8 protein-coding genes and 3 rRNA genes (1 of these 11 running past the window's edge) are annotated in these 15,593 nt (G+C 63.6%); 9 read left to right on the plus strand and 2 right to left on the minus strand.

All coding sequences use genetic code 11. The features are described 5' to 3' along the window. Positions 1–27 precede the first annotated feature (27 nt). Both argH and G9E11_RS11005 read left to right on the plus strand, forming a co-directional pair. Positions 28–1,491: an argininosuccinate lyase gene (gene argH, locus G9E11_RS11000; RefSeq protein ID WP_190606023.1), complete on the plus strand. Its 1,464-nt coding sequence runs from the start codon at positions 28–30 to the stop codon at positions 1,489–1,491. Between the two features lie 134 nt (positions 1,492–1,625). Further along, positions 1,626–2,396: a maleylpyruvate isomerase family mycothiol-dependent enzyme gene (locus G9E11_RS11005; protein ID WP_190605521.1), complete on the plus strand. Its 771-nt coding sequence runs from the start codon at positions 1,626–1,628 to the stop codon at positions 2,394–2,396. A 36-nt stretch (positions 2,397–2,432) separates the two neighbouring features. On the opposite strand, the gene G9E11_RS11010 is transcribed toward G9E11_RS11005, so the two are convergent. Both G9E11_RS11010 and G9E11_RS11015 read right to left on the minus strand, forming a co-directional pair. Further along, the gene (locus G9E11_RS11010) at positions 2,433–2,942 is read right to left on the minus strand and encodes a methylated-DNA--[protein]-cysteine S-methyltransferase (protein ID WP_190605523.1); all 510 of its coding nucleotides are present in this window, start codon (positions 2,940–2,942) and stop codon (positions 2,433–2,435) included. A 54-nt stretch (positions 2,943–2,996) separates the two neighbouring features. After that, entirely contained in the window at positions 2,997–4,625 is a 1,629-nt protein-coding gene (locus G9E11_RS11015) for a DNA-3-methyladenine glycosylase 2 family protein (protein WP_190605525.1), read from the minus strand. 112 nt (positions 4,626–4,737) lie between these two features. On the opposite strand from G9E11_RS11015, the gene G9E11_RS11020 reads away from it, so the two are divergent. The 7 genes from G9E11_RS11020 to rrf all read left to right on the plus strand — a co-directional run. Beyond that, on the plus strand, positions 4,738–5,376 hold the full coding sequence (locus G9E11_RS11020) for a DNA-3-methyladenine glycosylase (protein WP_190605527.1): 639 nt from the start codon (positions 4,738–4,740) through the stop codon (positions 5,374–5,376). A gap of 9 nt (positions 5,377–5,385) precedes the next feature. Continuing rightward, the gene (locus tag G9E11_RS11025; protein ID WP_190605529.1) at positions 5,386–5,943 is read left to right on the plus strand and encodes an adenine phosphoribosyltransferase; all 558 of its coding nucleotides are present in this window, start codon (positions 5,386–5,388) and stop codon (positions 5,941–5,943) included. Positions 5,944–6,086: 143 nt separating this feature from the next. Then, complete coding sequence (locus G9E11_RS11030; protein WP_190605531.1) at positions 6,087–8,315, plus strand: HelD family protein; 2,229 nt, start codon at positions 6,087–6,089, stop codon at positions 8,313–8,315. 91 nt (positions 8,316–8,406) lie between these two features. After that, the gene (gene tyrS, locus G9E11_RS11035; RefSeq protein WP_190605533.1) at positions 8,407–9,720 is read left to right on the plus strand and encodes a tyrosine--tRNA ligase; all 1,314 of its coding nucleotides are present in this window, start codon (positions 8,407–8,409) and stop codon (positions 9,718–9,720) included. Between the two features lie 499 nt (positions 9,721–10,219). Continuing rightward, positions 10,220–11,743 (plus strand): 16S ribosomal RNA (locus tag G9E11_RS11040). 523 nt (positions 11,744–12,266) lie between these two features. Beyond that, positions 12,267–15,392 (plus strand): 23S ribosomal RNA (locus G9E11_RS11045). A gap of 195 nt (positions 15,393–15,587) precedes the next feature. Then, a 5S ribosomal RNA gene (gene rrf, locus G9E11_RS11050) occupies positions 15,588–15,593 on the plus strand (it continues 109 nt past the right edge of the window). The 16S, 23S and 5S rRNA genes sit together here, the layout of an rRNA operon.

Consider the following 15,593-nt stretch of genomic DNA (forward strand, 5'->3'; position numbering starts at 1 on the left):
GCTGAGCAGAATACCACCAAATCCGAGATGGGCCCACGAGCGCAGGGGTCCCCGGCCGAGCGAAGCGAGGCTGGGGCGCGCTCGGGGACCAACACCGGCGCGCTCTGGGGCGGCCGGTTCGCCGGCGGCCCCGCCGACGCCCTCGCCGCGCTGAGCAAGTCGACGCACTTCGACTGGCGCCTGGCCCGGTACGACATTGCCGGCTCCAAGGCGCACGCCCGCGTGCTCCACAAGGCCGGGCTGCTGGATGCTGCTGAGCTCGAAGGCATGCTCGCAGCCCTGGACCAGCTGGATGCGGACGTCGCCTCGGGCGCCTATGTGCCGGCTCAATCCGATGAGGACGTGCACGGTTCGCTGGAGCGCGGCCTGATCGAGCGCGCCGGAACCCAGCTGGGCGGCAAGCTCCGGGCGGGGCGTTCGCGCAACGACCAGGTGGCCACGCTGGGCCGCATGTTCCTGCGTGACCACGCCCGGATCATCGCCCGCGGCGTGCTGGCCACCATCGACGCGCTGGTGGAGCAGGCCAAGGCCCACCCCGGCGTGGCGATGCCGGGGCGCACGCACCTGCAGCACGCGCAGCCGGTCCTGCTCAGCCACCACCTGCTGGCCCACGCCTGGGCGCTGCTGCGCGATGTGCAGCGGCTCCAGGACTGGGACAAGCGCGCCGGCGTTTCGCCGTATGGCTCCGGCGCCCTCGCGGGCTCCTCGCTGGGCCTTGACCCCGAGGCCGTGGCCGCGGACCTGGGCTTCTTCTCCGCCGTCCACAACTCGATCGACGGCACCGCGTCCCGCGATGTCTTTGCCGAGTTCGGCTGGGTGGCCGCGATGATCGGCGTCGACCTGTCCCGGATCTCAGAGGAGGTCATCTTCTGGGCCACCAAGGAGTTCTCCTTCGTCACCCTGCACGATTCCTACTCCACAGGATCGTCCATCATGCCGCAGAAGAAGAACCCGGACGTGGCAGAGCTGGCCCGCGGCAAGGCCGGCCGGCTGATCGGCAACCTTACAGGTCTGCTGGCCACTCTGAAGGGCCTGCCGCTTGCGTACAACCGCGACCTGCAGGAGGACAAGGAACCGGTATTCGACGCCGCCGACACGCTCGAGCTGCTGCTGCCGGCCGTTTCGGGCATGATCGCCACGCTGAAGTTCAACGCCGACCGGATGGAGTCGCTGGCCCCGCAGGGCTTCGCGCTGGCCACGGACATCGCCGAGTGGCTGGTCCGCCAGGGCGTGCCGTTCCGCGAGGCGCACGAACTGTCCGGCGCGGCCGTGAAGCAGGCCGAAAGCCGCAACGTGGAGCTGTGGGACCTGACGGACGAGGAGTATGCCGCCATTTCGGAGCACCTCACCCCGGAGGTCCGCAGCGTCCTCAGCACGGAAGGCTCGCTCAACAGCCGGAACTCGCAGGGCGGCACGGCACCGGCCGCCGTCGAACGCCAACTGGCCGCGCTGGAAGCTGAGCTCAACGGCGTCCGCGAGTACGCGGGCTAGCCACCAGCAAAGATTGGGCCCCCGCGTGCAAGATTCCTTCGCGGGGGCCCACACCGGCGGGGCCCGCGCCGGCGAGGGCCCCGGCCTGAGCTTGCGAAGGCAGGGAGCCGGTGGGGAGCGTTTAGGATTACGGCATGACCGCGATCACACCTGACACTTTGCTCGCCGAACTCCACAAGGCGGCCGACGCCGTTTCCTCCTTGGCGGCCAAACTCACCGAAGCTGACGTCCCGGCGCCCTCGGTCCTTCCGGGCTGGACCCGCGGCCACGTCCTCGCGCACATCACCGGCATCTCCAACGCGATGGCGCGGCAGCTCGAATACGCCGCGCGCGGCGAAACGGTGGAACTGTACGACGGCGGCTATGACGGCCGCACGAAGGCCATCGAAATGAGCGCCGGGCACGCACTGGTCCAGCACCGTGCAGACCTGGACTCAGCGCTGGAGCGGGCGCTGCGCGCCTTCGATTCGCTCGATGCGGATACGGATGCCGGGAACGCTGATGCGGCCGGCGCGGCGGGCTGGCGTGCGCCCATTTCCTACCGAGGGGGAGTGGTACTGGACGGCGGCCTTGCCCTGTGGCGCGAGCTCGTGATCCACGCCTCCGACCTGAACACGGGCCGCGGCCCGGAAACGTGGAGCAGGCCGTTCTGCGAGCACCTGTTCACCTTCCTGGCCGCACGGGTGCCGGAGGAGCAGAAGCTGGTGCTGCAGCCGCTTGGCCTGCCACCGGTGACGATCGGGACCGGCCGCCGCTCCACGGTCATTAGCGGCATGCTCACCGATGTCGCCGCGTGGCTCGCGGGCCGGGAACCGTCGCTTGGCAGCCTGCGCGCCTCAGCTGCGGCCGACGGCGTGGACCTGCCGGAACTGCTGCCGTGGCCATCCGGGGTTCCGGCGAAATAGCCCCTAACCCGGGGCGCTAGCCGCTTCGTTAGTCGCTCAACCGGCGGCGAGCCCCTGCTTTTCGCGGGCCAGCAGGCTTTCCTTGATCCGCAGCCCCCAGCGGAAGCCGCCCATCGTGCCGTCCGTGCGGACCACCCGGTGGCACGGAACGAACAGCGCCGCCGCGTTGAAGGCGCAGGCGCTGGCGGCAGCGCGGACTGCTTTGGCATTGCCGGACAGCTCAGCGTATTGGGTGTAGGTGACCGGTGCACCCGGGCTGACGGTGCGGAGCACGTCCCACGCGTGGGCGCGGAACGGGCCCGATTTCTGCAGGACGGGCACGTTCATGGCAGGAGCCGGATCGCCCGCGTAGAAGGCCTCCACGGCGGCCGAAATCGGGCCGAGATGCTCCACTGCCTCGTAGGCGTCCGGCAGCAGCTGCGGATGAATCTGGCCCGTCAGGTCCAGGGGGTCGGCTGTCCAGCCCGAGGCGAGCACCACGCCGTCGCGGGCGATGATGGTGAACGGCCCGTCCGGCGTGGTCATGGTGAGCAGCTGGGCTTTCATTGCACTGTCGCTTTCATTGCACGGTCGCTTGTCATTGCACTTGTCACTTTCACTTCACACTGTCGCTTTCGGCCGAGCCCTGCGCGCGGCGGGAGTTCGGGATACAGCAGTTCTGGGCGCAGCTGCAGCCGCGCGCCAGAGGTGCATGGTGGCGTACGAACGCCAGGGGCTGACTTCGCGGAAGTCCGACAACGGGAAGTCCGACGACGGCGCGCCGCCACTGCCAGGCGTACCGGTGATCGGGCTGGCGCCGGTGATCGGGCTGGCGCCGCCGGGCAGCGCCCGGATGCCGTTGCGTACCGCTGCGTCGTTGGCGAGGAAGATGTCAGGCGCACCGATGACCCGCATGGCCACGTATCCCACGGTCCACGGCCCGACGCCCCGCTGCGGCAGCAATTTGGCCGAGAGGCTGGGCAGGTCGTCCCCGTAGCCAAGGTCCAGCGTGTTTTCGGCCAGCGCGGTGGCAACGGCCAGCAGCGACTCTATCCTGCGCCGCGGGCCGCGCAGCAGTTCCGCGCCGGCCCCGGCGATCTGCGCCGGCGACGGGAACAGTCGGGAAAGCCCGTCGCCCGGTGCCGCGCTGGGACTGCCGGCCGCGGCCAGCTGAGTGAGCGCCGTGCGGGCGGCTGCCACCGTGATCTGCTGCCCGACCATGGCCCGGATGAGCAGTTCCTGCGGGTCGAGGGCGCCCGGCAGCCGGATCCCCGGCGCTGCCGCCACGGACGCCGAAAGCCGGGGATCGGCACTGAGCGCGCCATCAATGGAGACGGGATCGGCGTCGAGGTCAAAAAGCCGGCGTACCCTGCTCAGCAGGGCCGGCAGATCCCGGAGGTCCACAGCACCGATGGTGAGCACCAGCGGCCTCCCGTGCGGCCCGCCGTCGTACTTTACAGTTCCGCCCTCTCTGGTGCCGATCCCTGTACCGGAGTATTCCGCGCCCGTGTACTCCACGCTGAACCGCGCGTCCCCGTGCGGAAGCCGCAGTGTACGGGCATAGGACGTTGCGGTTCCGGCCTCGATCCCCGGAATGGCGCGGACGGCGAGGAAGCTGAACACGCCGGGGTCGAACGGTTCGCGGTAGGGGAGCGCCAACGTGAGTGAGGTGCTCGCGGGGGCTGACGGATGGTGCCGGGCGGTGCTGCGCAGCGCCGTCGGCGTCATGTCGAACACCTCGGCCACGGTCTCGTTGAATTGGCGGACGCTGCTGAAGCCCGCCGCGAAGGCGACATCTGCGAGCTTCATCGTGGTGGAGACCAGCAGCGTGCGCGCGGTCTGTGCCCTGCTGGCCCGGGCCAGGGACAGGGGACCGGCGCCGAGTTCATGGCTGAGGATCCGGTTCAGCTGCCGGGACGAATAGCCCAGCCGCGAGGCGAGCCCCTCAACGCCGTCGCGGTTGATCACGCCGTCATTGATCAGCCGCATGGCCCGGCCGGCAATGTCTGAGCGGAGGTTCCAGGCCGGTGTGCCCGGCACTGCCTCAGGCAGGCAGCGCTTGCAGGCGCGGTAACCGGCGTCGTGGGCGGCGGCGGACGTCTCATAGAAGGTGACGTTCTCCGCCTTGGGCGTCCTCGCCGGGCACGACGGCCGGCAGTAAATGCCCGTGGTACGCACCGCCGTAAAGAACTGCCCGTCGAAACGGGTGTCCCGCGCGTCGATCGCGCGGTAGCGCTGCCAGAAGTCCATGACTCCATCCTGCCAGTCCCCAAGGGGGTGTGCTAGCGGAAATCGGACATGGCCGTGGACGGCTTCCCAAGGCATCAGGCCCGCACCACAGGCGCTTGGGTAAAGTCGGAGCATGACCACCAGCGGCCCTGTCCGGCAGTTCCTGTCCGGCGATGCCCGCGAAATCGCCCCGCTGCTCCTGGGAGCCGTCCTGACGCACGACAGCGACGAAGGTTCCGTCGCCGTACGGATCACCGAACTCGAGGCCTACATGGGCCCCGTGGATTCCCTGCATCCTGATCCCGGCTCCCACACCTACCGCGGGCCCACCCGCAGGAACGTCCCCATGTTCGGTCCGGCCGGCCACCTTTACGTCTACTTCACGTATGGCATGCACTACTGCGCCAACATCGTCTGCGGTCCGGCCGGCCACGCCTCCGCAGTCCTCCTGCGCGCTGGCGAGATCGTTGAGGGCCGGGAGCTGGCCCTCGCCCGGCGCCCGACGTCGAAAGCCGCCAAGGACCTGGCCAGTGGACCCGCCCGGCTAGCCACAGCACTCGGGCTGACTACCGAGGACAGCGGGCGGGACGCCCTGGGCCCACCGTTTGGCCTGATGCTGCCGCCCGCACCCGCCGCCCACGTCAGCACGGGGCCGCGGGTGGGCGTCGCCGGTCATGGCGGCACACATGATTATCCATGGCGGTTCTGGCTCACCGGCGACCCCACAGTGTCCCGCTACAAGGCGGCGAAGGCGCGTCCACCGCGGGCGTAGGCTGGACGGGTGAACCACAGCGAACAAGCCCCTGCCCGCAGGCCCGTCCCCGTGGACGAACTCATTACCAGCCTCTGCGCGACCGTTCCGGACTACCCCAAACCCGGAATCACCTTCAAGGACCTGACCCCCGTCTTCGCCGACGGCCCCGCGTTCCGGGCAGTCGTCGACGCGCTCGTGGAACCGTTCAAGGGGCAGTTCGATGCTGTGGCCGGTGTCGAGGCACGGGGCTTCTTGCTCGCTGCCGCCGCGGCCTACGCCACCGGCACTGGCGTGGTGACGGTGCGGAAGGCCGGGAAGCTGCCGCGCGAGGTTTACGCGGAGGACTACGCCCTGGAATACGGCAATGCCACGCTGGAACTTCACACCACTGACCTGGCCCGCGGCAGCCGGGTGCTGATCCTCGACGACGTCCTCGCCACGGGCGGCACCCTCGGGGCAGCCGCCCGTCTGTTTGAACGCTGCGGGGTCCATGTCTCGGGCGTGGGCGTGGTGATGGAACTCGGCGAGCTGCGCGGCCGCTCCGCCCTGGCCGGGCACCGCGTGCGGTCGCTGCTGCGTCTCTGACCAGCGGTCTTGCCGGCGAGCAGCGGAGCCGCGCCGTCAGATAACCTGCTGCGTCAGATAACCTGCTGTATGCAGCTCAACAGCCGCCACGCAAGCCGAAAAGGTTATAGAATGGACGGTCTGTCTTTTGCGATAGGGGAACGATGCACGACGCCGATTTGGCCCACGAACGGGACTATGTAGCCGGCCTGTACACACGGCTTGATGAACTGCGCGCGGAAAAGCGCGCCCAGCTGGCCCAGGTGCGCCGCGCGGGAGCAATCGGCACCATGCAGAACGTCTCCGAACGCGATGCCTTCGCGGCCCTGTACGAGGACCGCCTCGCCCAGCTCGACGCCGTCGATGACCGCCTGGTGTTCGGCCGGCTGGACCTGGACTCCGGCGAGGCACAGTACATCGGCCGCATCGGGCTCACCACCGAGGACCTCGTCCGGCTCATGGTCGACTGGCGCGCGCCGGAGGCCGGCCATTTTTACCAGGCCACAGCGTTTGACCGCCAGGGCGTGCGCCGGCGCCGGCACCTCATCCTGCAGGGCCGCGAGGTCAAGGCCATCGAGGATGACGTCCTGGACGCCGACATGCTTTCGGACGCCGACTCGCTGCAGGGCGAGGGCGCCCTGCTGGCTGCCCTGAACTCCAAGCGCACGGGCCGCATGTCGGACATCGTGGGCACCATCCAGTCCGAGCAGGACCGCATCATCCGGTCCTCCATCTCCGGCGCCCTTGTGGTGCAAGGCGGCCCCGGCACCGGAAAAACCGCCGTGGCCCTGCACCGCGCCGCCTATCTGCTGTACACCCATCGCGACAGGCTCAAGTCCGCGGGCGTGCTGCTGGTGGGCCCGTCGTCGTCGTTCATGAAATACATCGAACGCGTCCTGCCGTCGCTGGGTGAAACCGGCGTGGTCATGGCCAGCCTCGGCCGGCTCATGCCGGGCATCAACGCGGTGCCTGAGCAGGAGGCGGACGTTGCCGCCATCAAGGGCCGGCTGGAGATGGCCGAGGTCATTGCCAATGCCGTGGCCAACCGGCAGCGCATTCCGGCGGAAAACCGCATTCTGGAAGTGGACGGCCGCAGGCTGACCCTCACGCCCCGGCAGGTCCGCCGCGCCCGTGAACGCGCACGCTCCACCGGCAAGCCGCACAACGAGGCCCGCGTTACGTTCGTCAAGATCCTGCTCCGCGAGCTGACTGAGCAGATGACTGAGCTCGTTGAGGCCGGCAACATCGGCAACAACGCCGACCGTTCCTACCTTGCCGAGGACGTCCGGACAGCACGTGATGTGCGCGTCGCGCTGAACCTGTGCTGGATGCCGATGACGCCTGAGAAGCTCGTGGGCGAACTTCTCAGCAAGCCGGCGCTCCTTGAAGCCTGCACCCCAGGGCTGACCGCCAGGGAACGCGAGCTCCTGCTGCGGGCTCCGGGTGCCCCCTGGACCGAGGCCGACGTCCCCCTGCTCGACGAAGCAGCTGAACTGCTCGGTGAACTGGATCCCGCTGCAGGCCGCGGCCTCGCCCAGCAGGAGCAGGACCGGGCCCGCGCGCTGGCCAACGCCCGGCAGACGCTGGTCAACATGGAGTCCGCCGGCGTCGATGTCCTGATGTCTGCCGAGGAACTCGTTGATCAAAACGAGGAACGCGAGGCCCGCCTGACGGCCGCCGAGCGCGCCACCAGCGACCGCACCTGGGCCTTCGGCCACATCGTCGTCGACGAGGCGCAGGAACTGTCGCCCATGCAGTGGCGGCTCCTGGTCCGGCGCTGCCCGCTCAAGTCCTTCACGATCGTGGGGGATATCGCGCAGACCAGTTCCGTGGCCGGTGCGAAGTCCTGGCAGGGAGCCCTCGCTCCGATGTTCGGCGACCGCTGGCAGCTCGAGGAGCTCACGGTGAACTACCGGACGCCGTCGCAAATCGCCGAAGCGGCGGCACGCATGGCCAACGCCGCCGGCCTGGTGGTCTCCGCACCGAAGGCCGTCCGGGAAGGCCGCTGGTCGCCGATCATCGACCGCGTGGAGAGGTCGGGCCTCGTGAACCGGCTGGTGGAGGTCCTTCCCGAGGAGCTCCAGGCGCTCGACGGCGGCCTGCTCGCCGTGATTGCCGACGGCGACCTGCTGCGGGAGGCCACCGCCGCGCTGCGCGCGAAGTATGGCTCCCGGCTCGGTACGGGTGCCGGCAGTTACGAACAGGACGTGGTGGTCATCAGCCCGCGGGAAGCCAAGGGACTTGAGTTCGACGGCGTCGTGGTCCTTGAACCGAGCGCCATGCTGAACCACGAGCACGGCAGGGTGGGTGATTTGTACGTCGCCATGACCCGCCCCACCCAGCGGCTACGGCTGATCGCCGCCGCGGACGTTCCGGCGGGCATCGAGCGTTAGTGTTCGCGGGCGGGCCGGCCGTTCGCGGCCCGGCCTGTCTTCAGCCCTTCACGAGGGTCCAGGGGCCGCTGATCCTGCTAACTTAGAAGGCGTGTCACAACTAAACGACCTCGAATCCCAGCAGAACGATCCCAGCTTCGCCAACATCTGGCAGGAGCTCAAATGGCGCGGCCTTGTCCACGTGTCCACCGATGAGGTGGAACTGGAGAAGCTTCTCGCCGGGGAACCGGTCACTTATTACTGCGGATTCGATCCCACGGCGCCGAGCCTTCACCTGGGAAACCTGGTCCAGCTTCTCCTCATGAGGCGGCTTCAGCTGGCCGGCCACAAGCCGCTGGGCCTCGTGGGCGGCTCCACCGGGCTGATCGGCGATCCGCGTCCGACGGCGGAACGCACCCTGAACACCAAGGACACCGTTTCGGAGTGGGTCGGCTACCTGCAGGCCCAGGTCCGCCGTTTCCTCAGCTTCGACGGCGCCAACGCCGCCCGGATGGTCAATAACCTCGACTGGACCGCGCCGCTGAGCGCGATCGACTTCCTCCGCGAGGTGGGCAAGCACTTCCGCGTGGGCACCATGTTGCGCAAGGACGCCGTGGCTTCACGCCTCAGCTCCGACGAGGGCATCAGCTACACGGAGTTCAGCTACCAGATCCTGCAGGGCATGGATTACCTCCAGCTCTACCGGGACTACGGCTGCATGCTGCAGACCGGCGGATCCGACCAGTGGGGCAACCTCACCAGCGGTACCGAACTCATCCGCAAGGTTGAGGGCAAGACGGTTCATGCTCTGGGCACTCCGCTCATCACCAACGCCGACGGCACCAAGTTCGGCAAGAGTGAGGGCAACGCCATCTGGCTGGACTCTGCCATGGTCAGCCCGTACACCTTCTACCAGTTTTGGCTGAACACCGCTGATGCGGACGTGGTGGACCGGCTGAAGGTGTTCACTTTCCTGACCCGGGCCGAGATCGAGGACGTGGCGGTTTCTGTCGCCGAGCGCCCCTTCGCCCGCGAAGGCCAGCGGAAGCTCGCCTACGAAGTGACGGCCCTGGTCCACGGGGCCGAAGCCACAGAAAAGGTCATTGCCGCTTCTGCCGCTGTCTTTGGAAACGGCGATCTGTCGGTACTCGACGAGCAGACGCTGGCCGCGGCGACGGCCGAACTGCCGTCAGCTTCCGTGGACGGAGCGGGCCTGGGCATCATCGACCTGCTCGTGGCATCCGGGCTGTCGGACAGCAAGTCCGCGGCACGCCGGGTCATCGGCGAGGGCGGCGCGTATGTCAACAACGCCAAGGTCACGGACCCGGACGCCGTGATCTCCCCGTCCCAACTCCTGCACGGCAAGTACCTGCTCCTCCGCCGCGGCAAGAAGAACCTGGCCACGGTCCAGGTGACCGGCGGCTAGCACCGGAACCGACCGATTGCACGCTCCTCCGCAGCCGATTTGCCCGGCCGCGGGGGAGCGTGTAATGTCTTCTGAGTCGCCGCCGCTGAGCGGTGACAAACCCCTTCACTGAGAAGCAATTCTTCGACTTCAAAGCATGAATGAAGAAAAGCTTCCCTTAGTGCTGGGCGGATTCGTTCCACGGAGTGAATATCGGGTGAATAAACCGGATTTGCAAAGTGAAAATGAATGAAATATGCTAGAAACATCGCAGCGACGAAATACGAAGCGGAAGTTACCGGTTTTTATCGGGAATTGTTTCGGGAAGTATTCGAATGTGTCTGTTGTTTGAGAACTCAATAGTGTGCCAAGTTTGTTGATACCGATTTTTTATTAAATTGGTTGAATTTGCCGGGCCTATCCGCCTCCGTGGTGTGGTCTGGTGTTTTTGGCTGGTTTCAAATTTTGTGCAGCTGGTTTCCGCGTTATTTCCGTGGTTTCCGGTTGTGTCTGTTTTTCTTCAACGGAGAGTTTGATCCTGGCTCAGGATGAACGCTGGCGGCGTGCTTAACACATGCAAGTCGAACGATGATCCGGTGCTTGCACCGGGGATTAGTGGCGAACGGGTGAGTAACACGTGAGTAACCTGCCCTTGACTCTGGGATAAGCCTGGGAAACTGGGTCTAATACCGGATATGACTCCTCATCGCATGGTGGGGGGTGGAAAGCTTTTGCGGTTTTGGATGGACTCGCGGCCTATCAGCTTGTTGGTGAGGTAATGGCTCACCAAGGCGACGACGGGTAGCCGGCCTGAGAGGGTGACCGGCCACACTGGGACTGAGACACGGCCCAGACTCCTACGGGAGGCAGCAGTGGGGAATATTGCACAATGGGCGAAAGCCTGATGCAGCGACGCCGCGTGAGGGATGACGGCCTTCGGGTTGTAAACCTCTTTCAGTAGGGAAGAAGCGAAAGTGACGGTACCTGCAGAAGAAGCGCCGGCTAACTACGTGCCAGCAGCCGCGGTAATACGTAGGGCGCAAGCGTTATCCGGAATTATTGGGCGTAAAGAGCTCGTAGGCGGTTTGTCGCGTCTGCCGTGAAAGTCCGGGGCTCAACTCCGGATCTGCGGTGGGTACGGGCAGACTAGAGTGATGTAGGGGAGACTGGAATTCCTGGTGTAGCGGTGAAATGCGCAGATATCAGGAGGAACACCGATGGCGAAGGCAGGTCTCTGGGCATTAACTGACGCTGAGGAGCGAAAGCATGGGGAGCGAACAGGATTAGATACCCTGGTAGTCCATGCCGTAAACGTTGGGCACTAGGTGTGGGGGACATTCCACGTTTTCCGCGCCGTAGCTAACGCATTAAGTGCCCCGCCTGGGGAGTACGGCCGCAAGGCTAAAACTCAAAGGAATTGACGGGGGCCCGCACAAGCGGCGGAGCATGCGGATTAATTCGATGCAACGCGAAGAACCTTACCAAGGCTTGACATGGACCGGATCGCCGCAGAAATGTGGTTTCTCCTTTGGGGCCGGTTCACAGGTGGTGCATGGTTGTCGTCAGCTCGTGTCGTGAGATGTTGGGTTAAGTCCCGCAACGAGCGCAACCCTCGTTCCATGTTGCCAGCACTTCGGGTGGGGACTCATGGGAGACTGCCGGGGTCAACTCGGAGGAAGGTGGGGACGACGTCAAATCATCATGCCCCTTATGTCTTGGGCTTCACGCATGCTACAATGGCCGGTACAAAGGGTTGCGATACTGTGAGGTGGAGCTAATCCCAAAAAGCCGGTCTCAGTTCGGATTGGGGTCTGCAACTCGACCCCATGAAGTCGGAGTCGCTAGTAATCGCAGATCAGCAACGCTGCGGTGAATACGTTCCCGGGCCTTGTACACACCGCCCGTCAAGTCACGAAAGTTGGTAACACCCGAAGCCGGTGGCCTAACCCCTTGTGGGAGGGAGCCGTCGAAGGTGGGACTGGCGATTGGGACTAAGTCGTAACAAGGTAGCCGTACCGGAAGGTGCGGCTGGATCACCTCCTTTCTAAGGAGCACCTACAGGCCTGCTCTCCCGTGTATGCGGGGTGTGTGGTTTGTCAGGAGTAAAGGCCCGCTGCGCAGGCGATCGTTCTGCGGCGGGTGCTCATGGGTGGAATATCAGCAAATAGCGGCCGCGTGGTTTTGTCCTGTGTCTAGTACGGACGGGTTCCCTCTTTGGGGGGTTGTCGTCCTGGAACGGTGCGGGGCGGGGTTCATGCGGTTTAGTGTTTGGCACACTGTTGGGTCCTGAGGCAACAGGACCGGGGAGGGTTTTGTTCTTCCCGGGATGTTTGTTTCTGGTTTCCTGGCTGCACCGATCGCATGGTTTCCCTGTTTGGGGGTGTGTGTGGGGTGTGTGGTACGGGGTTGTTGTTTGAGAACTACATAGTGGACGCGAGCATCTTTTATAAGAAGCAATTTCCAAGAATATGAACCTGGATCTGGCTGTGCTGGTGATGCCCTTTTGGGGTGTTGTTGGTGTGGTTGGTTTCTGTGGTTCTCTCGAAAATTACTCCTTGATCTTTTGTGGTCAAGTTTTTAAGAGCACACGGTGGATGCCTTGGCATTAGGAGCCGAAGAAGGACGTAGGAATCTGCGATAAGCCTGGGGGAGTCGATAACCGGACTGTGATCCCAGGGTGTCCGAATGGGGAAACCCCGCCAGACGCGCGAGTGATCTGGTGACCCGCATCTGAACACATAGGGTGCGTGGAGGGAACGCGGGGAAGTGAAACATCTCAGTACCCGCAGGAAGAGAAAACAACAGTGATTCCGTTAGTAGTGGCGAGCGAACGCGGATCAGGCTAAACCGACCCATGTGTGATAGCCGGCGGGCGTTGCATGGGCGGGGTTGTGGGACTTGTTGTCCTGGTTCTGCCGGACCGGGGAGGTGTGAGTGCTGGTATAGGTGAACGGTCTTGAAAGGCCGGCCGCAGAGGGTGTGAGCCCCGTAACCGTAATGCTGTGCACCGCCTTTGATGAGTATCCCAAGTAGCACGGGGCCCGAGAAATCCCGTGTGAATCTGTCAGGACCACCTGATAAGCCTAAATACTCCCTAATGACCGATAGCGGACCAGTACCGTGAGGGAAAGGTGAAAAGTACCCCGGGAGGGGAGTGAAACAGTACCTGAAACCGTGTGCTTACAATCCGTCGGAGCAGCCTTGTAGTTGTGACGGCGTGCCTTTTGAAGAATGAGCCTGCGAGTTAGTGTTACGTCGCGAGGTTAACCCGTGTGGGGAAGCCGTAGCGAAAGCGAGTCTGAACAGGGCGTTGCAGTGGCGTGATCTAGACCCGAAGCGAAGTGATCTACCCATGGCCAGGTTGAAGCGACGGTAAGACGTCGTGGAGGACCGAACCCACTTCAGTTGAAAATGGAGGGGATGAGCTGTGGGTAGGGGTGAAAGGCCAATCAAACTTCGTGATAGCTGGTTCTCCCCGAAATGCATTTAGGTGCAGCGTTGCGTGTTTCTTACCGGAGGTAGAGCTACTGGATGGCTAATGGGCCCTACAAGGTTACTGACGTCAGCCAAACTCCGAATGCCGGTAAGTGAGAGCGCAGCAGTGAGACTGTGGGGGATAAGCTTCATAGTCGAGAGGGAAACAGCCCAGACCACCAACTAAGGCCCCTAAGCGTGTGCTAAGTGGGAAAGGATGTGGAGTTGCGAAGACAACCAGGAGGTTGGCTTAGAAGCAGCCATCCTTAAAAGAGTGCGTAATAGCTCACTGGTCAAGTGATTCCGCGCCGACAATGTAGCGGGGCTCAAGTACACCGCCGAAGTTGTGGCATTCACATATTTTCCAAGCCTTCGTGGTTCAGGAGTGTGGATGGGTAGGGGAGCGTCGTGTGGGCGGTGAAGTCGCGGTGTAAACCAGCGGTGGAGCCTACACGAGTGAGAATGCAGGCATGAGTAGCGAAAGACGGGTGAGAAACCCGTCCGCCGGATGATCAAGGGTTCCAGGGTCAAGCTAATCTGCCCTGGGTAAGTCGGGACCTAAGGCGAGGCCGACAGGCGTAGTCGATGGACAACGGGTTGATATTCCCGTACCGGCGAAAAACCGCCCATGTTGAACAGGGGATACTAACCGCCCGAGACCTGCCCGACACCCCTTGTGGGTGAAGGGTTTTGGTGGAGCGCGGGACCTGATCCTGGGAGGCAAGCGTATTAACAGGTGTGACGCAGGAAGGTAGCCGAGCCGGGCGATGGTTGTCCCGGTCCAAGGATGTAGGGCGAACGGTAGGCAAATCCGCTGTTCATGTGCCTGAGATCTGACGGGACTCCCGTAAAGGGGGGATTCGGTGATCCTATGCTGCCTAGAAAAGCATCGGCGCGAGGTTTTAGCCGCCCGTACCCCAAACCGACACAGGTGATCAGGTAGAGAATACTAAGGCGATCGAGAGAATTATGGTTAAGGAACTCGGCAAAATGCCCCCGTAACTTCGGGAGAAGGGGGGCCCCAACCTTGAACACCACTTGCTGGTGGGAGGGGATCGGGGCCGCAGAGACCAGGGGGAAGCGACTGTTTACTAAAAACACAGGTCCGTGCGAAGTCGCAAGACGATGTATACGGACTGACTCCTGCCCGGTGCTGGAAGGTTAAGAGGACCGGTTAGCCGCAAGGCGAAGCTGAGAATTTAAGCCCCAGTAAACGGCGGTGGTAACTATAACCATCCTAAGGTAGCGAAATTCCTTGTCGGGTAAGTTCCGACCTGCACGAATGGAGTAACGACTTCCCCGCTGTCTCAACCATAAACTCGGCGAAATTGCAGTACGAGTAAAGATGCTCGTTACGCGCAGCAGGACGGAAAGACCCCGAGACCTTTACTATAGTTTGGTATTGGTGTTCGGAGTGGCTTGTGTAGGATAGGTGGGAGACGTTGAAGCCCGGACGCCAGTTCGGGTGGAGTCATCGTTGAAATACCACTCTGGTCACTTTGGACATCTAACTTCGGCCCGTAATCCGGGTCAGGGACAGTGCCTGATGGGTAGTTTAACTGGGGCGGTTGCCTCCTAAAAAGTAACGGAGGCGCCCAAAGGTTCCCTCAGCCTGGTTGGCAATCAGGTGTCGAGTGTAAGTGCACAAGGGAGCTTGACTGTGAGAGAGACATCTCGAGCAGGGACGAAAGTCGGGACTAGTGATCCGGCGGTACATTGTGGAATGGCCGTCGCTCAACGGATAAAAGGTACCTCGGGGATAACAGGCTGATCTTGCCCAAGAGTCCATATCGACGGCATGGTTTGGCACCTCGATGTCGGCTCGTCGCATCCTGGGGCTGGAGTAGGTCCCAAGGGTTGGGCTGTTCGCCCATTAAAGCGGTACGCGAGCTGGGTTTAGAACGTCGTGAGACAGTTCGGTCCCTATCCGCTGCGCGCGCAGGAAATTTGAGAAGGGCTGTCCTTAGTACGAGAGGACCGGGACGGACGAACCTCTGGTGTGTCAGTTGTACTGCCAAGTGCACCGCTGATTAGCTACGTTCGGATGGGATAACCGCTGAAAGCATCTAAGCGGGAAGCTCGCTTCGAGATGAGATTTCCATACACCTTGTGTGTGAGAGGCCCCCAGCCAGACCACTGGGTTGATAGGCCGGATGTGGAAGCGAGGACTAACGACTCGTGAAGCTGACCGGTACTAATAGGCCGATAACTTACACCACACACCCCCTCCCGCGAACCCGTTTCAAAAGGGGTTCGCACCCGGGAGAGGGTAAAAAGAAAACAAGACTGCTTGCGTCCACTATGTGGTTCCCAACCAACAAACCCGCCGGGTACTGGTTGCAGGAACACAACTGAATAACAACACCACCACCGCACCACCAGGTGCGGGAACGTGTAACCACAGATTTCCCACCCCCCGC

The sequence above is a fragment of the Arthrobacter ipis genome (assembly GCF_014694315.1).
GTDB lineage: Bacteria > Actinomycetota > Actinomycetes > Actinomycetales > Micrococcaceae > Arthrobacter > Arthrobacter ipis.